Origin of the sequence: Streptococcus mitis, assembly GCF_946190115.1 — a bacterium.
GTDB classification, from domain to species: Bacteria; Bacillota; Bacilli; order Lactobacillales; family Streptococcaceae; genus Streptococcus; species Streptococcus mitis_CO.
Window position 1 is genome coordinate 76,421 of record NZ_CAMHZG010000008.1, and the last position, 17,703, is coordinate 94,123.

Annotated in this window: 17 protein-coding genes; 9 read left to right on the plus strand and 8 right to left on the minus strand. The window is 39.5% G+C overall.

The window, feature by feature from the left end; all coding sequences use genetic code 11:
- Positions 1-24: 24 nt before the first annotated feature.
- The 3 genes from N8L90_RS06025 to N8L90_RS06035 form a co-directional block, all read right to left on the minus strand.
- Positions 25-666: an ABC transporter ATP-binding protein gene (locus tag N8L90_RS06025; RefSeq protein ID WP_261018514.1), complete on the minus strand. Its 642-nt coding sequence runs from the start codon at positions 664-666 to the stop codon at positions 25-27.
- Positions 663-2,771, minus strand: coding sequence for a bacteriocin-associated integral membrane family protein (locus tag N8L90_RS06030; RefSeq protein ID WP_261024617.1), 2,109 nt, complete (start codon positions 2,769-2,771; stop codon positions 663-665). The genes N8L90_RS06025 and N8L90_RS06030 overlap by 4 nt, the downstream gene beginning before the upstream one ends.
- Positions 2,772-3,056: 285 nt before the next feature.
- A complete protein-coding gene (locus N8L90_RS06035) occupies positions 3,057-3,644 on the minus strand; it encodes a hypothetical protein (protein WP_261024619.1) in 588 nt (195 codons plus the stop codon).
- A 323-nt stretch (positions 3,645-3,967) separates the two neighbouring features.
- Between N8L90_RS06035 and N8L90_RS06040 the strand changes: the two genes are divergently transcribed.
- Complete coding sequence (locus N8L90_RS06040; RefSeq protein WP_261024620.1) at positions 3,968-4,831, plus strand: helix-turn-helix domain-containing protein; 864 nt, start codon at positions 3,968-3,970, stop codon at positions 4,829-4,831.
- Positions 4,832-5,205: 374 nt separating this feature from the next.
- On the opposite strand, the gene N8L90_RS06045 is transcribed toward N8L90_RS06040, so the two are convergent.
- Complete coding sequence (locus N8L90_RS06045) at positions 5,206-6,063, minus strand: helix-turn-helix domain-containing protein (RefSeq protein WP_261024621.1); 858 nt, start codon at positions 6,061-6,063, stop codon at positions 5,206-5,208.
- Between the two features lie 137 nt (positions 6,064-6,200).
- Entirely contained in the window at positions 6,201-6,821 is a 621-nt protein-coding gene (apf, locus tag N8L90_RS06050; RefSeq protein WP_261024622.1) for an aggregation-promoting factor, read from the minus strand.
- Between the two features lie 241 nt (positions 6,822-7,062).
- Here apf and sdaAB point away from each other — a divergent pair, with 241 nt between their 5' ends.
- From sdaAB to N8L90_RS06065, 3 genes are read left to right on the plus strand one after another with little or no spacing between them, the layout of a single operon-like run.
- Positions 7,063-7,734, plus strand: coding sequence for an L-serine ammonia-lyase, iron-sulfur-dependent subunit beta (gene sdaAB / locus N8L90_RS06055; RefSeq protein ID WP_000838912.1), 672 nt, complete (start codon positions 7,063-7,065; stop codon positions 7,732-7,734).
- A gap of 8 nt (positions 7,735-7,742) precedes the next feature.
- On the plus strand, positions 7,743-8,615 hold the full coding sequence (gene sdaAA, locus N8L90_RS06060) for an L-serine ammonia-lyase, iron-sulfur-dependent, subunit alpha (protein WP_000500052.1): 873 nt from the start codon (positions 7,743-7,745) through the stop codon (positions 8,613-8,615).
- Between the two features lie 21 nt (positions 8,616-8,636).
- Positions 8,637-9,269, plus strand: coding sequence for an HAD family hydrolase (locus N8L90_RS06065; RefSeq protein ID WP_261024624.1), 633 nt, complete (start codon positions 8,637-8,639; stop codon positions 9,267-9,269).
- 109 nt (positions 9,270-9,378) lie between these two features.
- Here the strand turns inward: N8L90_RS06065 and N8L90_RS06070 are convergent, their stop codons facing one another.
- Both N8L90_RS06070 and N8L90_RS06075 read right to left on the minus strand, forming a co-directional pair.
- Positions 9,379-11,229: a polysaccharide biosynthesis protein gene (locus tag N8L90_RS06070; RefSeq protein WP_261024625.1), complete on the minus strand. Its 1,851-nt coding sequence runs from the start codon at positions 11,227-11,229 to the stop codon at positions 9,379-9,381.
- A 67-nt stretch (positions 11,230-11,296) separates the two neighbouring features.
- The gene (locus N8L90_RS06075; RefSeq protein ID WP_371491479.1) at positions 11,297-12,334 is read right to left on the minus strand and encodes a glycosyltransferase family 2 protein; all 1,038 of its coding nucleotides are present in this window, start codon (positions 12,332-12,334) and stop codon (positions 11,297-11,299) included.
- Positions 12,335-12,484: 150 nt separating this feature from the next.
- On the opposite strand from N8L90_RS06075, the gene N8L90_RS06080 reads away from it, so the two are divergent.
- The 5 genes from N8L90_RS06080 to N8L90_RS06100 all read left to right on the plus strand — a co-directional run bounded on the left by N8L90_RS06080 (position 12,485) and on the right by N8L90_RS06100 (position 16,722).
- Positions 12,485-13,651, plus strand: a complete 1,167-nt coding sequence (locus tag N8L90_RS06080) for a CynX/NimT family MFS transporter (protein WP_261024626.1) — start codon at positions 12,485-12,487, stop codon at positions 13,649-13,651.
- 138 nt (positions 13,652-13,789) lie between these two features.
- Positions 13,790-14,116 carry a PadR family transcriptional regulator gene (locus N8L90_RS06085; RefSeq protein WP_000273858.1) on the plus strand — a complete coding sequence of 109 codons (327 nt, stop codon included), beginning with the start codon at positions 13,790-13,792 and terminating at the stop codon, positions 14,114-14,116.
- Positions 14,103-14,696 (plus strand): DUF1700 domain-containing protein, encoded by a 594-nt coding sequence (locus N8L90_RS06090; RefSeq protein ID WP_094753003.1) that lies wholly within the window; start codon positions 14,103-14,105, stop codon positions 14,694-14,696. Before N8L90_RS06085 ends, N8L90_RS06090 begins: the two co-directional genes overlap by 14 nt.
- On the plus strand, positions 14,689-15,600 hold the full coding sequence (locus N8L90_RS06095; RefSeq protein WP_261024627.1) for a DUF4097 domain-containing protein: 912 nt from the start codon (positions 14,689-14,691) through the stop codon (positions 15,598-15,600). Before N8L90_RS06090 ends, N8L90_RS06095 begins: the two co-directional genes overlap by 8 nt.
- 57 nt (positions 15,601-15,657) lie before the next feature.
- Positions 15,658-16,722 (plus strand): DUF6574 domain-containing protein, encoded by a 1,065-nt coding sequence (locus N8L90_RS06100; RefSeq protein ID WP_261024629.1) that lies wholly within the window; start codon positions 15,658-15,660, stop codon positions 16,720-16,722.
- 70 nt (positions 16,723-16,792) lie between these two features.
- Here the strand turns inward: N8L90_RS06100 and N8L90_RS06105 are convergent, their stop codons facing one another.
- Entirely contained in the window at positions 16,793-17,653 is an 861-nt protein-coding gene (locus tag N8L90_RS06105) for a DUF4299 domain-containing protein (RefSeq protein WP_261024630.1), read from the minus strand.
- Positions 17,654-17,703 lie beyond the last annotated feature (50 nt).

Consider the following 17,703-nt stretch of genomic DNA (forward strand, 5'->3'; position numbering starts at 1 on the left):
CCAGTCAAAAGAAGCTGAACGAACTCATTTTCCCTCGCCCAATTCAATGATACGATGACATTGTTGGGCTACATAAGCATCGTGGGTCACGATAATGACTGTTTTCCCTTCTCGATTCATCTCTAAGAGAAACTTCAAGACCAAATCTCTATTTTCAGGATCCAGCGAACCTGTCGGCTCATCGGCTAAAATCAGCTGGCTGGGTTTTAAGATGGCTCTAGCAACTGCAATTCGTTGTTGTTCGCCACCAGACAACTCGGAGACCTTTTGATGCAAAGTAGCTGACAAACCTACTCTCTCTAAAATCTCTTCCACCTTTTTGAGTTTGTCTTTCTTAGACAATTTCACATATTTCAGCGCCAGCATGAGATTGTACTCGACCGTTTCATCATCAATCAGGGCAAAATTTTGAAATAGATAAGAGATATGTTCACGGATTATTGTTTGTGACTTGGCAGAATTGACCGCTAGATTTGTCTGACCAAAAATCTCATACCGTCCGCTATAATCATCATCTATCAAACCTAATAAATTTAACAAGGTCGACTTACCACTACCACTTTTTCCAACGATGGCAACCAAATCTCCCTGATCAATCCTGAGAGATAAGTTATCCAAAATCACTTTTCCCCCAATGGTTTTGGTAATATTTTCCAACTCAATCATAAGATGCCCCCTTTCAATAACTCTACTAGACTTTTTTTCTCCATCTTAGAAGCCAAGGCTAGCACAAATAGTATATCCAAACATGTAAAACCTGCAAACAGTAGAAGTGGCAGGAGCGCATGGGCAAAGAAAATCAATACTAGAAGAGGCAAACTATAGCCCAGCAAGAGCAGGACTAGGAGAGGGCGATAGCGATCGACCAGTTTCCACCCCATAAACTTCTTGGTAATGATATCCCTGCGCTTCAACAAGAAAGTAGTAACGAGTAAAAAGTAGGAGACAATCATACTGAGAAGAGCAAATAAGGCAAAAAGAACGTTAAAATTACGAACAGAATCCCGATAGGTATCAACCATCCCCTCTTGAATTGCTTGAATCGATGAAAATTTTAAATAATTTCCATCTGACAATTTCTCAACTAACTCTGTAATCTCTTTTTGATGTTGAACCGTATTTTCAATTTTAATCGGATTATTTAAGCCAGTTGTTGACAGGGAGGCTTTCTCATCCCACATCATATCAGAATCATTGACCAAGCTAATAATTGGATTGTGGAGATTTTCCTTTCGCTCATTATTATAAGGGAAGAAAGACCAATCTCCTTCATAGTAGGCAATTTCTACATCCATATCTTCTATTGTTTGCTTTTGCTGATCTTCATACCTCAGAGAAAGATAGGCGATGGATTTTCCCAAGAACTGATTCTTGCCTTCTTGTCCTTTGTCACTGATTGGCAACAAAATCACCTTTTTAGTGCCGGTATCTGGTAACTTGAATCCCTTGCTCTTTAGAAAATTGCTATTAGCATAGTAAACATCTACCTTATCAGGCAGTTGGTAGTTCTGCACTTGTTCAGCTTTGATGACTGGTTTGATAGGAAGACTCGTACTTCGCACATAGTTTACTTGTGTTTTTGCTAGCAAGTCTTGATAAAATTGGTAGAAATAATCTGTAGATTTCCCTGAACCTGCTAGCTCTTCTTGCCACAGGTTATCATTGAGTTTGAAGGTTTCTAAGGTCAGGTAATTTCCTTGGCTTACCCACTGTTGCTGATAAGCAAGTTCTTTGTTTTCTTGTTCTAAACTTCTGCCCACCCCAATCAGTAAGGCCGTCAGTAAAATAGTTGTCCCTATTTTCATCACATAATTGAAGATAAGACCAAGTTTGACAGATGAAAAACCTTTCAACATGGAGCTGACTGTCATTTTCTGAATCATCAGGTAGGTCAGCCAACTGATGAACAAATACAACTGTAAAAGCAGAAATTGGGATAAGAGTAAACTTGGGAACAGAAGTTTTGGTCTGTAGTCCAGCACTAAAAATAGTCCCAAGTCAATGATAAGACTTCCACCCAAGAGAAGATAAAAATTAGTCTTTACAAAACCAGCTAAAATCGCCCTGCTTTGGAAACCAAGTAACTTTTGAACCCCCACTCGTTTCATCTCCATCATCGGCTGATAAACTGTCATTAAAATCACAAGCAAGATTGCCAAGATAAAGATAATGATAGATAGTAACAACTCTTGATTTAGCACTCCAACCTGACTTCGGTAAGTGGGTTCTAATAAAATCGTCTTATCTATCTGGAAAAAATCACTCCACTTTTGTAGAATGGTATCGCGATCTATCTCTTTGCTGGAGGTAATCATGTAGCGCCCATTTACAGTATGGGATTTATCCTCAATATAGGATTGGAAGGTCTGGAGTCGAATGAGTTTCACCTTTAAAAAGGTGGGAATGGTTCCTAGATTATTGGGAAGATCCTGGTTGCTGTAGACCCCCTTCTCATTCTTTGAAAAATCAAGAGAAGTCAGACCGAACTCCTGATAGGGGAAGGTTTCCTTATTAAAAACACCAGCCTTGACGGCTTCATCGCCATTATCTACTTTGATAATAGAGACCTTGTCTTGATTTGCAACCTCTTCAAAAAACTGGAGAATCGTTTCTGTCGGTTTAGTGACATCTTTCAAGTACAAGTCAAATGAATAAGTTGTCTTGCCCATCTCCTGAATCCGCACTATTTCACGTGTAACATTTACATTCAGGACAAAAAACGTAGTACACAGCAAGAGCAGGAGCATACAAAGATGACTGATTTTTTTCATAGAGATACCTCCCGTGAAGAGACGAAAGCGAGATAGGTGCAGGTACTTTTTATTTTTTGCTAGACCTTAAGTAGGTGTAAATAAATCCTGCACTTATAGCCAGAGTTGTCCACCATTTAAAATCAATATGCAAAAGTGAAAAGATTATAAAACTGATGATTAGCGAGGCTAAAATATAAACAATGATTAAAATTTTATTTTTCATAGGAATTGCCTTTCTGAATGAATTCTAGTGTTTACAGCTCATTTGTAAAGTTTACAATAAGCCACTAGGGCAATTGTCAATCAGAATGTCCGTTTATCTGTCAATAATCCGAGAAAATCTTGTCGTTTCAAGTCAGAGAAATGTTTGGTAGAAAGACTTCCTTTTTGAAGTCCATCATCTCTAACCTGCAAATAATAGCTATGTTGGCTTGTTTTAATTGTCAAAAAATCGCCAAATATAAAAACTCTTTTCCAGTTGCGAATCTCAAATTCTTTCATCTCTGATTTTGGAATGCGGATAAGTCCTTGTCGCAAATCACGATGGTGCTCACTTGTGAAAGTCATCCCATTCCCAAGATTTCTTATCAGTAGTTCATCTGGAGTCACCATCACCAGCGCTATTTTAGTTAAGAAAATTTCAACTGTTGGTGGTAAAATCGCCAAATTAAACCAAGGATGTAGGTAGCGATACGCTAAGAAATACTGAGGCTCCTCACCCAATCCTAGTTGTTTATATAAGGCCTTGACCTCACTATCTAACCTCGCTTCAAAAGACACATCCGAATGCGCTTCTTCCTTCTTCTGATTAAAATAACGCATCCAGACTAGGAAACCTATAAAGACTATGCTAAATAGTCCTGATAAGAGATATTTTAAATTGTAGTTCATCACTTAACCTCCTGATTCACTACTCTACCTAAAGCAGAGGCCTATCTATTTTGAAAATAGTTCCATAACAACTTTAAATAAGACGGGTGTCATTAAAATTAGGATAATTCCTATCACAAATATCATGACTACTCGAAAAAGTTCCTTATTTTTAAACATTTTTCCACCCCTTTTCTAGTTACATCATAGTACTCATTAACCCCATATTAAAATTACACCAAACTTATTTTAGCTTTCTTTTTTACTTTTTATATTACTATGATACAATATTTTTAATAGAATTTTATTCTTTGTTAACTTTTTTCACGAAAAGGAGAAAGCCCATGCGTTATGATTTCGGAAAAGTCTATAAAGACATACGTGAATCAAAAGGATTGACCCAAGAAGAGGTCTGTGGAAATGTCCTCTCAAGAACCAGCCTATCAAAGATTGAAAGTGGTAAAGTAACTCCCAAATATGAAAATATGGAGTTTCTTCTCCGGCAAATCAATATGAGTTTTGAAGAGTTTGACTATATCTGCCACCTCTATCAACCGAGCCAACGAACAGAAATCATGCAAACCTATCTCAATATGAGCTCAACCCTAGGGACTAGTGAACTCGAAAAACTATTTCAAAAATGCCAAGACTATCTCAAAACCCACCACGACCTGCCCATAGAAGAAATCAGAGATATGTTGGAAATTGTCATTCATATCCGTCAACATGGTACAGAGCAACTGTCAAACCAAGTGAAACAGACTGTCACAAAACTTTGGGAAAAAATTGAAAAACAAGATACATGGTATGAAAATGATCTAAAAATCCTCAATACCATCCTTTTCAGCTTTCCCATTGAACACCTCCATCTCATTACTGAAAAAATCTTGCAACGCTTGGAAGTCTATAAAAACTATCAACATCTACATGACTTGCGAGTGACAATCCTACTCAACCTTTCCACTATTTACTTATACAATCAAGACAAAAACATGTGTAAGCAAATCTGCTATACTTTACTAGAGGACGCCAAGAACAAGAAAAGCTACGATAGGCTTGCTATCTGCTATGTCCGTATCGGGATTTGTAGGGATGATGCTAAACTTATCCAAAAAGGTTTCTCACTTCTGGAGCTGACCGAGGAAACTTCTATGCTGTCTCATCTCAAAAAAGAAGTAGAAACCTATTATCAACCGAAGGAAAAATAAAAAGGGATTAGAAAAAACTAACTTCTAAATAAAAGATATTTTAAATTGTAGTTCATCACTTAACCTCCTGATTCACGCCTCTGCCTAAAACAGAGGCCTATTTATTTCCATAACAATTTTAAATAAGACTGGTAACATTGTATCAAGCTAGAATTCTTTCTTTTCTAGCTACATCATAATTCTCGACTAAATACAAAGTTAAGGGCACTGAATTTGTCAACGCTTCCACAACCCCATTTCACCTATATTATAAATCAACATATATAAACTGTCAAGCAATTTAAGTAATAATCGAAATATTTTTTAAAAGAAGAATTATAATTATATTCAGTGCATAAAAAAGATAGCTTCTGCTATCCTTATATATTCTCTGACTACTTATCGATCAGATATTGTTCTACCTTGAGTGCCATAACTTCATTATTTTCAATTAGATAGAGCACCTTAGCTTTCATATAACAGTCCTTAGCAACAGAAATATCAAGATCTTCTGTTACATTTCCCAACAAACAATATAAATCTGCTAATCTAAAGCTACTATGATATTTGTTACAAAATTCAATTATCTCCAATAATAGGGCTCTGGACTTATCCATCTCCTCCTGTTTCCAAAGGTGATAACAATAATTGTATTTTATTTTGATATACAACTCAATTTGTTCACGCACACTGGTATCGATTTTTGAAAGGGCTACGGAAACCTGATCATATAGTTGTTCAAATTTCTCCTTATCCTCATCATAGCCTAAGAAAATCAGCAGGGTATTAAAAATATATAAGTAGTCCACTTTATCAATACTAATCCTACTGATGATGTCCTCTATTTTTGAAATAGCTAGTTTTAATTGATGTTCACATTGATAGGTTAGAATGGCATCTATCCAGTCCAGATAAATCTTTTCATCAAAAGATAAAGAAGTCTGTTGCTTTCTCTCTCCCTCGAAAGCATATTTCAAAGAGGCATAATCTTGATTTTCCAACAATGTTTCAGATAACCTCTTGAAAGCAGACAAGCCTAGAAACTCTTTCGAAATTTCTCCTGAAAAGAAATAGTCCATATTTAAGCCCATTTTTTCAGATAATTTATATAACAAATCTGCTCCTGGCATATATTTACCTTGTTCCATGCGACTTATCTGAGTTTGTTGGCAAATTCCTTCTGCCAACTCTTTTTGCGACCAGCCCAGCTCTTTTCGCTTATTTTTTAATCTTGTTGCTAATAATGCATGCATGCTAACCACCACTATTTATATTCTATAAAAACATTATACTACTTTTTTGAGAAGATTATGTCATATTGTCTACAAAGAGTGAACAGACTTCTTAAAATGTAAGAAAAAAGAGCTATTAAAAGCTCTTCCCCTATTTCTTAATACCAGCCGTTGTTAAGCCAGAAGTTTTTAGCGGCTGTCCATGAACCGTAACGTCCTGCAACGTAGGCATCTGCTACACGTTCTTGGTTTTCAGCTGAGTAGTCACCATTCAAGTATGAATCTGTCAATTGGTAACGTCCGATATAACGTCCATTTGTAGCTGTATAGCTACCGCCTGATTCTTTTTGTGCAATCCATTCTTTAGCTTCTGCTTCAGATCCGCTTACAGTTGAAACAACTGTTTCTTCTGCTACTGTTTCGCTTGCTACTGGAGTTTCCTCCTCTACTTCTGTAGTTTCTGCTGCTGGAACTGAAACAGTTTCATCTTGAGCAGCTGGTGCTGCATAAGTCGTTGAAGCTGGTGCTACTGGCGCTGCTGGACCGTCGATAACCAACTCTTGACCAACATAAATCATATGGATGTTGTCAATGTGGTTGTTTTCTGCCAATTTCTCAACAGTTGTGTTGTGAGTTTCAGCGATTTCTGAAAGTGTATCACCTTCTTTAACAGTGTAAGTTGATGATTCTTGAGCAGATACAAATGATGGAGCAAATACTGCAAACAAGGCAGCTACTCCTGCAAGAGTTGTTTTAATCTTTTTAGTTGTTGATTTCATATTTGAAAATTCTCCTTCTTTCTATAGTTCTATGATACCTTTTAAATATTACCGTTTCTTGACACTTTTATGTAGAAATATTACAAAATTATTTTTTATTTCCCTAAATAATGTGTTTTTTGTCATAAAAGATACTATTTTTATGCTATTTGAGGTATTAGAAAGGTTTTCATCCACAATTAAAGTCAAGACCTTTATTCTTTGATATAATAGAGATAAGAATTTTTATAAGGGGAAACTGATGAAATCACTTCGTTTTCAATCTGTCTTTGATATCATCGGACCAGTTATGATTGGCCCATCTAGTAGCCATACCGCTGGTGCTGTTCGTATTGGGAAGATTGTCTCTTCCATTTTTGATGATACTCCGACAGAAGTCGAATTCCAACTTTTTAACTCATTTGCCAAGACCTATCGTGGTCACGGGACAGACCTAGCCCTTGTTGCAGGTATTTTAGGCATGGATACAGATGATCCTGAAATCCCAAATAGTCTGGAGATTGCCCACAAGCGTGGCATCAAGATTGTCTGGACCATTCAGAAAGACAGCAATGCCCCCCACCCAAACACCACTAAAATTACCGTCAAAAATGCCCACAAGACCATCAGCGTAACTGGTATTTCTATCGGTGGAGGGAATATTCAGGTCACCGAACTCAATGGCTTTGCCGTCTCTCTCAATATGAATACACCGACTATCATCATTGTTCATCAAGATATTCCAGGTATGATTGCCCTCGTAACAGAAGCCCTTTCACGCTATGGTATCAATATCGCCCAGATGAATGTCACTCGTGAAAAAGCTGGTGAAAAAGCCATTATGATTATCGAAGTTGACAGTCGCAACTGTGATGAGGCCATCGAAGAAATTCGAAAAATCCCTCATCTCCACAATGTCAATTTCTTTAAATAGGAGGAAGCATGTTTTATTCTATCAAAGAATTGGTCGAGCAGGCAGAACTGGACTTTCAAGGAAATGTCGCAGAACTCATGATTACAACAGAGTTTGAATTGACTGGTCGCGAACGTGAAGAAGTCCTCCTTCTCATGGAACGCAATCTGGAAGTCATGAAAGCCTCTGTCCAACTTGGCCTCAATGAAAATAAATCTCGTAGTGGCCTGACAGGTGGAGATGCTGCCAAATTGGATCACTACATCAAAAACGGAAAAACTCTATCAGATTACACGATTCTCTCTGCTGCCCGAAATGCCATCGCAGTCAATGAACACAATGCTAAAATGGGCTTGGTTTGTGCCACTCCGACCGCAGGAAGTGCTGGCTGTCTGCCCTCCGTTCTAACAGCTGCTATTGAAAAATTAGACCTCAGCCACGAGCAACAGCTGGATTTCCTCTTTGCTGCCGGTGCCTTTGGACTAGTCATCGCAAACAATGCCTCTATCTCAGGTGCTGAAGGTGGCTGTCAGGCTGAGGTTGGTTCGGCCTCTGCTATGAGCGCTGCCGCCTTGACTCTGGCTGCAGGTGGGACACCCTACCAAGCCAGTCAAGCTATTGCCTTTGTCATTAAAAATATGCTAGGTCTCATCTGTGACCCTGTTGCCGGCTTGGTCGAAGTTCCCTGTGTCAAGCGCAATGCTATGGGAGCTAGTTTTGCCTTCATCGCAGCAGACATGGCCTTGGCAGGTATCGAATCTAAAATCCCTGTGGATGAAGTTATCGATGCCATGTATCAAGTAGGAGCAAGCATGCCAACTGCCTTTCGTGAAACGGCTGAAGGTGGACTCGCTGCCACACCTACTGGTCGTCGCCTCCAAAAAGAAATTTTCGGAGAATAAGTTTATCAAAGAGGAGAAACTATGACCTCTATCTCAGCTATCTTTTTCGATCTGGACGGAACCCTCGTTGATAGTTCTATCGGGATTCACAATGCCTTTACCCATACCTTTAAGGAGCTCGGGGTGCCTAGCCCTGATGCCAAAACTATTCGTGGTTTTATGGGACCGCCTCTTGAAAGTAGTTTTGCGACCTGCCTGCCTAAAGAACAAATTTCTGAGGCCGTCCAGATATACCGTTCTTACTATAAGGAGAAAGGCATCCATGAAGCTCAACTCTTTCCTCAGATTGTAGACTTGCTTGAGAAGTTATCGAGCAATTATCCTCTTTATATCACCACTACAAAGAATACTCCAACCGCTCAAGACATGACTAAAAACTTGGGAATCTATCATTTCTTTGATGGCATTTATGGTTCCAGCCCTGAAGCACCCCATAAGGCAGATGTCATTCGCCAAGCCTTGCAGACACATCAACTAGCACCTCAACAAGCTATCATCATCGGCGATACCAAGTTTGATATGCTGGGAGCTCAAGAAACAGGCATTCAGAAATTAGCCGTCACTTGGGGATTTGGAGAGCAAGCAGATTTACTAGACTATCAGCCTGATTATATCGCCCACAAACCCTCAGATGTTTTAGAGTATTTTCAATAACATAGACTGGGCGACAACCCCATTTCAGAAGAAAATGAAGTAAGTCTCTACATAACAAAACGCATATTACCAAGGTTCTTCAGACCTGATAATATGCGTTTTTCTGTTTTTATTCAACGTGGGTGGTTTGATTGGCAAAGGCGATAATGGCTTGCTTCAACTCATCTCCACTAAGAGTGCGGAACTCTTCAATCTTTTGATCGATGGCTTCTAGAGGCATGACATTAACCTTACCAACGAAAATCTTATCCATAACCTGGTTATCAACCAATTCGGTCGAAACCAAGAGTTCTTCGTAAAGTTTTTCGCCTGGGCGGATTCCAACTTCAACAATTGGAATTTCACTTTCGGTGTGTCCACTTAGAAGGACCATTTTCTTGGCCAAGTCATAAATCTTGACTGGTTTACCCATATCAAGGATAAAGACTTCTCCATCCTTGGCGTAAGCACCAGCATGGATAACCAGACGGCTAGCTTCTGGAATGGTCATAAAGTAACGGGTCATGCGGAAGTCTGTGACCGTTACAGGCCCGCCTTCAGCAATCTGACGTTCAAAGACTGGAATCACACTACCACGACTACCAAGAACATTCCCAAAACGAACTGCACAGTAGGTTGATTGGCTACGTTGGTTAAAACCAGTGACAATCAACTCCGCCACGCGCTTGGTTGCTCCCATAACATTGGGTGGATTAACCGCCTTATCCGTCGAAATCATAACCATCTTAGGTATTTTAGCTTCATCAACAGCTCTAGCAACATTGTAGGTTCCACGGATATTGTTTTTGAAGGCTTCTTTTGGATTGCGCTCCATCATAGGAACGTGCTTGTGGGCAGCCGCATGATAAACAATAGCAGGCTTGTACTGCTCAAAGACTTGCAATAGACGATCATAGTCTTGAATATCTGCAATCACTGGCACATAATCAATCCCTTGGAACTTACGAATCAATTCATGATACACAAGGTAGATTGAATTTTCCCCGTGACCGAGCAAGACGATGCGTTCAGGATTGAAACGGCTAACTTGGCGACAGATTTCAGAACCGATTGAGCCACCAGCACCTGTAACCAAGATTGTCTTACCTGTCAGTTCTGCTCCCAGACGCGATTCGTCAAGACGAATTTCCTGACGACCCAAAAGGTCCGTAATATCAATTTTTTGGAACCCAGTACCTGCTTGGTGAAGTCCTTGAACAACAGTTTCAACTTTAGGCATCTTGTAACATTTGACACCCAGCTTATTACACATCTGCAAGATACGCTCATATTCTGACGGGTCAAGCGACGGAATCGCAACGATAACACGCTCGATTTGATGGCGTTTGGCTAATTCAGGCAATTCATCATATGAACCCAAAACAGGAATCCCACCAAGTTTTTGTCCCTTTTTCTTCGCATCCTTATCCAAAATACCAACAAGTTCCAAATCACTGGTTGGATGTTGGTAACTATCCATAAAGAGGGCTCCGCCATCACCAGCACCAATCAAGAAGGTTCGACGGTGTTCCCCATCACCACTTCCTTTTTTGCGTCTAGAGTAGATTAACTGCCAAGTAATCCGTGGCAACAAAATCAAGAAGGTACTCAACAAGATAAAGAGAATGATGAAACGGATTGAAAAGAGTGGCAAGAAGGCATAGCAGATACTATATGACAAGACACTGCTGGCAGTCACACCAAAAAAGATTTTCATGAAATCCGTAATCTTGCTGTAACGACTGATACTAGCGTTCAATCCCCAAAATCCAATCATCAATTGATAGAACAGGAAGGCCAAACTCGTATAGATGATGTAGTCAACAGGTGCTGGATTAATCAAGCCGTAGAATAAGATATAAGATACAATGATGGAAACCACCATACTGAAAATATCAAATATTCCCCAGAAAACCTGCTTTTGTTGTTTATTTAAAATTTCCACCAGATCAATCACATAATCTGTTAGTTTTTTATTCATAGAAATTTACTCCTCCTTAAAAGAGTTTTACTATATTGTTATTGTAGCATATTTTAATTTATTTGGCTTATTTTTCCAAATAAATTACTGTTCCCTTGTACTCTTTCTTCCATTTAAATCCTCTAATTAAACCTACAATCGTCCCAAGGCCATAAGCAAAGTGAATGGAAAATAAAAGAAAGGGCATCACAATTAGAAATCCATTTTTATGTTTTAATAAAGTCAGCAAAGTGAGTAATGACAAAAGTAGAAAATAAGCACCTAATAGTAAAGTTATGAATACGAATGTGATCGGTAACAATGCTAGACTAAACACAAGACTCAAAACAAATAAACAAGGAACATAGTGAAATAATGATAAACACTTAGGCTGAACATGACTTGTCAAGCCAATCCACAAACCATTTGAATACTTTTGATGCAGCATTTTCTTGAATGTTGGTCGAATATACTGATAAGATAGAATACTTGGGCTATAGCGGATTTTATAACCATGTTCTCGAATTCTATAATGAATATCATTATCTTCAGTTCGGCCAAGTTGCTCATTTACTAAACCAACCTTCTGGAAAACCTCTCGTTTATACATCCCATGAAAAATAGAAGAAACATATCTATCCTCGGAACTATTTCGATAATTGGCAATGCTACTGCCAAACATATTTTCCTCAACAAGATGCAAGGTCTCTGCCCATTTTCCCTTTCCTTCAACAATCGTCGGTCTAGGTCCCCCACAGACAGATTCACCTTGTTGAATAACAGCCACATTATTCATTACAAAACTCTCAGTAACTTTTGAATGAGCATCAATTTTTAAAATAAGGTCCCCTACAGAATGTTTAACTCCCAGGTTAAAACCACTAGCTTGATTTTTCTTAGGATTGTTATACAATCTAATTGAGTTAAACTCTGTGTCTTCTTTTATAAATTGCTGAATGATGGCTGTTGTCCCATCTGTAGACATAGCATTTATAAATAGAATTTCAATATTTTCTTTAGGATAGGTTTGATTTTTTAAGTCCTCAATTAGACCAGGCAGATATTTTTCTTCATTGTATGCACTGATTACAATGGATACGAGAAGACTTTCAACATTTTGAGTCACTACTACTCTCCTGAATTTTTCCTTCCACTATTTTATCATAATTTTCAAGACTTTCCTATTTTTATCTTGAAAGCCAGAAACCTTACTTGACATTATAGGGAAAAAGCCTTAAAATAAGCTGTTATTAAAATCAGCTAGAAGAGGTATTATATGAAAAAGCAATCACTCTTTTTTGTTCCAGGTATTATCCTGATTGGTGTTTCCTTGCGGACTCCATTTACTGTTTTACCCATTATTTTGGGAGATATTTCGCAAGGTCTGGGGGTAGAAGTTAGTTCACTTGGTGTCTTGACCAGCCTTCCCCTCCTCATGTTTACTCTCTTCTCGCTCTTTTCTACCCGATTGGCTCAGAAAATTGGCTTGGAGCATCTCTTCACCTACAGCCTCTTCTTCTTGACCATCGGTTCTCTCATTCGACTAATCAATCTGCCCCTGCTCTATCTAGGAACCTTGATGGTTGGGGCAAGTATCGCAGTCATCAATGTTCTGCTTCCTAGTCTTATCCAAGCCAATCAACCAAAGAAGATTGGTTTTCTGACCACCTTATATGTAACTTCTATGGGGATTGCGACGGCTCTGGCTTCCTATCTAGCCGTGCCCATTACACAAGCCAGTTCTTGGAAAGGGCTTATCATCCTCCTCACCCTGCTCTGCCTAGCAACTTTTTTGGTCTGGCTGCCTAATCACCGCTATAATCACAGACTGGCTCCACAAACCAAACAAAAAAGCAAAACAAAGGTCATGCATAATAAACAGGTCTGGGCAGTGATTGTCTTTGCAGGTTTTCAATCCTTGCTCTTTTACACCGCTATGACTTGGCTACCTACCATGGCCATCCATGCAGGTCTATCCAGTCACGAAGCTGGCTTGCTGACTTCTATCTTCTCTCTGATTAGCATTCCTTTTTCAATGACTATCCCAAGCCTAACAACCAGCTTATCTACTCGCAACCGTCAGCTCATGCTCACTTTGGTTTCACTCGCTGGTGTGGTCGGCATTTCCATGCTCTTCTTCCCAATCGGTAATTTCTTTTACTGGCTTGCCATCCATCTCCTCATCGGAACCGCAACCAGCGCCCTCTTCCCTTATCTCATGGTCAACTTTTCACTCAAGACAAGCGCCCCTGAAAAGACAGCTCAATTGTCTGGTTTGTCTCAAACAGGAGGCTATATCCTAGCAGCCTTTGGGCCAACCCTCTTTGGTTACAGTTTTGACCTGTTCCACTCTTGGGTACCAGCTGTAGCTGCGCTCTTACTCGTCGATATCCTGATGACTGTGGCCCTCTTTACAGTGGACAGAGCCGATAAAATTCTCTAAACTTCTAGTTTTGGCTAGAAGTTTTTTATATATAAAAATTTTACACATTTCTCTTGACAGGGCTTTCTTTTAGATGTACAATGTATGTGTATAAAAATTATATATAAAAATCTTACACATTAGAAAAGGAGGTTTCCCATGTACTTTCCAACATCCTCTGCCTTGATTGAATTTCTCATCTTGGCTGTACTGGAGCAGGATGATTCTTATGGTTATGAGATTAGCCAAACCATTAAGCTGATCGCTAATATCAAAGAATCTACACTCTATCCTATCCTAAAAAAATTGGAAGGCAATAGCTTTCTGACAACCTATTCTAGAGAGTTCCAAGGTCGCATGCGCAAATACTACTCCTTGACAAATGGTGGTATAGAACAGCTCGTGACCCTAAAAGATGAATGGGCACTCTATACAGACACCATCAATGGCATCATAGAAGGGAGTATCCGCCATGACAAGAACTGAATACCTGACTCAGCTAGAACTCTATCTCAAAAAACTGCCTCAGGCTGACCAAATTGAAGCCATGGACTATTTCAGGGAACTCTTTGACGATGCTGGAGTCGAAGGAGAAGAAGAACTCATCGCTAGCTTGGGAACTCCCAAAGAAGCGGCCCACGAAGTTCTCTCCAATCTTCTCGATAAAAAAATCAATGAAGCACCCGCTCAAAAAAATAACCGACAAATTTTACATATCGCCTTGTTAGCTCTCCTTGCAGCACCCATCGGTATTCCTCTGGGAATCGCCATCCTCGTGGCCCTGTTCGGAATCCTTGTGGCAGCTTTGACTGTCATTCTGGCTTTCTTTGCGGTTTCCATACTTGGTATCATAGGTGGATTCCTATTTTTAGTTGAAAGTTTCACTGTCCTAGCCCAAGCCAAATCAGCCTTTATCTTGATTTTTGGTGCTGGTTTACTGGCTATCGGTGCTTCTTCACTAGTCTTACTAGGTATTTCCTATGTAGCCCGCTTCTTCGGTCTACTCATTGTTCGCCTGGTACAATTTGTTCTCAAAAAAGGAAAGAGAGGTGACCAGCATGCGTAAATTGACAAAAGGATTTCTCATTTTTGGTGTGGTGACTACCATTATCGGCTTTATCCTGCTCTTTGTAGGAATCCAATCTGACGGGATTAAGAGTCTGCTTGCCATGTCCAAGGAGCCTGTCTATGATAGTCGGATGGAAGAGTTGACCTTTGGCAAGGAAGTCGAAAACCTAGAGATTACTCTCCATCAACACGCACTGACCATCACAGACTCTTTGGATGATCAAATCCACATTTCTTACCATCCATCTCTTTCTGCTCACCATGATCTTATCACAAATCAGAACGATAAAACGCTGAGCCTCACTGATAAGAAACTGTCTGAAAGTCCATTTCTCTCTTCTGGAATTGGCGGGATTCTCCATATCGCAAGCAGCTACTCTCGTCGTTTTGAAGAAGTTATTCTCCAATTGCCAAAAGGGAGAACTCTAAAAGGAATCAACGTGTCAACCAATCGTGGACAAACTACCATCATAAATGCTAGCCTTGAAAATGCAACTCTCCATACAAACAGCTATATCCTCCGAATTGAAGGAAGTCGTATCAAAAACAGTAAACTCACAACGCCCAATATCATTAATATCTTTGATACAGACCTTACAGATAGTCAGCTAGAGTCAACAGAGAATCACTTCCACGCTGAAAATATTAAAGTATATGGTAAAGTAGAACTATCTTCTAAAAATGCGCTCAGTATCATGCTAACTCAAAAAGAAAGCCAAGAAATTAACTTAGACCTCTCGAGTCACCATGGTCCTATTTATCAGTTATCGAGAGATGAGAGTCAACGCCACCCCAACGAATTAAGCAACCCTTACAAAACTGAAAAAACTGATGCAAAAGGTCAACTCATCGCTAAGGCTGATGATTATATTAGTCTTGAAACTACAGCTAACAGACCTTAATAAACCTATTTATATCGACCACTATGACACATAACCCACTAAAAAGGAGGTTCTACCATGAAACAAGAATGGTTTGAAAGTAATGATTTTGTAAAAACAACAAGCAAGAACAAACCTGAAGAGCAAGCTCAAGAGGTTGCAGACAAGGCTGAAGAAAGGATAGCCGATCTCGATACACCAATTGAAAAAAATACTCAAGTAGAGGAGGACGTCTCTCAAGATGAAGTCGAACTTGAAAGCCAGCAAGAAGAGAAAATTGAAACGCCTGAAAACGGTGAAGCGAGAACAGAAATAGAAGAAAAGAAAGCATTAGATTCTACTGAGGAAGAGCAAGACCTTTCTAAAGGAACAGAAAAAGTCACTATAGCTGAAGAGAGTCAAGAAGCACTTCCTCAGCAAAAAACAATCTTGAAAGAGCCACTTCTTATCAGTCAATCCTTAGAAAGTCCCTATATTCCCGACCAAGCTCCAAAATCTACGGATAAATGGAAAGAGCAAGCGCTTGATTTTTGGTCTTGGCTAGTGGAAGCAATCAAATCTCCTACGAGCAATCTTGAAACAAGTAGCACACACAGCTACACAGCCTTTCTCTTGCTCATTCTGTTTTCTGCATCTTCCTTTTTCTTTAGTATCTACCACATCAAACATGCTTACTATGGACATATAGCAACTATGCATAATCACTTCCCTGAACAATTTGCTTCATTAAATCTCTTTTCGATTATCTCTATCCTAGTAGCAACAACACTCTTCTTCTTTTCATTCCTCTTGGGTAGTTTCGTCGTGAGACGATTTATCCACCAGGAAAAGGACTGGACGCTAGAAAAGGTTCTCCAACAATATAGCCAACTCTTGGCAATTCCAATCTTCCTCACTGCTATTGCTAGTTTCTTTGCCTTCTTTGACAGCCTACGATTTACAGCCCTCTTGTGTGTGATTAGCATTGGAATCATTCTACTTGCTAGCCTCCATATCATTACAAGACCAAGTCAAGCAAGTGAAACCGACTCCTTCTATCAGTTATTCTTGTCTGTCCTTGTGAACGGAGTCATTATCCTCCTCTTCTTTGTAGCTGAAGTGGCACTGATTGGAGATTACCTTCGTATCTTGGCCTTTCTTTAAACTTCAATCCTGTCTTTCATGGCAGGATTTTTTATATATCAAAAAGCAAGTCAATTGACCTGCTTCTGCTTTACTCTTCTTGTGCTAATGTTTTAAAATCTTTGTCTAAGATGGGTTGCACTTCTAATTGATTGGCGTCTAGTTGGTGGTAAGATGCTGATGGTAGTGACTCTAAGAATCTTTCATAGTCCAAGCGAGCGATGGCTTCATAGTCTTCTGGTTTAGAGCCATCTCCTGTAATTTGAACCAAGTCAATCTCCCACTGCACTTCCTTATCCACCAATTGCTCAATATAGGCAGCAGGAACAAATGGTTCTCTCGGTAATACTGTCTTGACTCCTTGAGCCAAATGGTAAACACCGTGAACTTGTCCTTCTCCATCCTGATAGAAGGAAACTCTTGCAAAGTAGGCATCTGTCTCTTGAACCGCACGCACACGCGCTTCAAACTGAGCCAAGCCATCTTCTTCTAAAAAGCTTTTCAAATCCTCATGACTAAAGAAAACAGGATTAAAAATTCCTTGGCAAATCGTAAAACGGGCTGCAGTGTCTGTCAGATGGGCTTGAATACTTGCTTGGAAATAAGCTTCAAAATCAAAACCATCTAGCCCTTCAATCTCTGTTCCTGTGTAAGCAAGCAGAGCATCTAAAAATGATTTGATAATCTGCCAGTCTGTCTTCGTGAGTAGGGCAGGAAGATCGACACGGTAAGCCTTTTGACCATCAGCATAACTGACCTTAAAGAGAAATTGCGATTGCCCCACTATCGCACACTCGATATACTCGAGACGATTAAGAGGCTGACGGAGATAGACAGCATCATAGCTATGTGACTCCAAGCCATCCACCAAGGCCAGGATAGACTTGGCAGTCAAAATTTCCTGTTCTCCTAAAATGCTCTGTTTATTTGGAATAAAAAATGTTTTCACCATAACTAGACTCCTTTGAAATCGTTTACATATAGTATACCCTATTTTTCTGA

Bases quoted from the DNA above. Each gene is read 5' to 3' on its own strand.
- sdaAB (WP_000838912.1), top strand. From the start codon at position 7,063: ATGAAATCACTTCGTTTTCAATCTGTCTTTGATATCATCGGACCAGTT.
- N8L90_RS06080 (WP_261024626.1), top strand. From the start codon at position 12,485: ATGAAAAAGCAATCACTCTTTTTTGTTCCAGGTATTATCCTGATTGGT.
- N8L90_RS06040 (WP_261024620.1), top strand. From the start codon at position 3,968: ATGCGTTATGATTTCGGAAAAGTCTATAAAGACATACGTGAATCAAAA.
- N8L90_RS06090 (WP_094753003.1), top strand. From the start codon at position 14,103: ATGACAAGAACTGAATACCTGACTCAGCTAGAACTCTATCTCAAAAAA.
- N8L90_RS06095 (WP_261024627.1), top strand. From the start codon at position 14,689: ATGCGTAAATTGACAAAAGGATTTCTCATTTTTGGTGTGGTGACTACC.
- N8L90_RS06025 (WP_261018514.1), bottom strand. From the start codon at position 666: ATGATTGAGTTGGAAAATATTACCAAAACCATTGGGGGAAAAGTGATT.
- apf (WP_261024622.1), bottom strand. From the start codon at position 6,821: ATGAAATCAACAACTAAAAAGATTAAAACAACTCTTGCAGGAGTAGCT.
- N8L90_RS06045 (WP_261024621.1), bottom strand. From the start codon at position 6,063: ATGCATGCATTATTAGCAACAAGATTAAAAAATAAGCGAAAAGAGCTG.
- N8L90_RS06065 (WP_261024624.1), top strand. From the start codon at position 8,637: ATGACCTCTATCTCAGCTATCTTTTTCGATCTGGACGGAACCCTCGTT.
- N8L90_RS06035 (WP_261024619.1), bottom strand. From the start codon at position 3,644: ATGAACTACAATTTAAAATATCTCTTATCAGGACTATTTAGCATAGTC.
- N8L90_RS06070 (WP_261024625.1), bottom strand. From the start codon at position 11,229: ATGAATAAAAAACTAACAGATTATGTGATTGATCTGGTGGAAATTTTA.
- N8L90_RS06030 (WP_261024617.1), bottom strand. From the start codon at position 2,771: ATGAAAAAAATCAGTCATCTTTGTATGCTCCTGCTCTTGCTGTGTACT.
- N8L90_RS06100 (WP_261024629.1), top strand. From the start codon at position 15,658: ATGAAACAAGAATGGTTTGAAAGTAATGATTTTGTAAAAACAACAAGC.
- N8L90_RS06105 (WP_261024630.1), bottom strand. From the start codon at position 17,653: ATGGTGAAAACATTTTTTATTCCAAATAAACAGAGCATTTTAGGAGAA.
- sdaAA (WP_000500052.1), top strand. From the start codon at position 7,743: ATGTTTTATTCTATCAAAGAATTGGTCGAGCAGGCAGAACTGGACTTT.
- N8L90_RS06085 (WP_000273858.1), top strand. From the start codon at position 13,790: ATGTACTTTCCAACATCCTCTGCCTTGATTGAATTTCTCATCTTGGCT.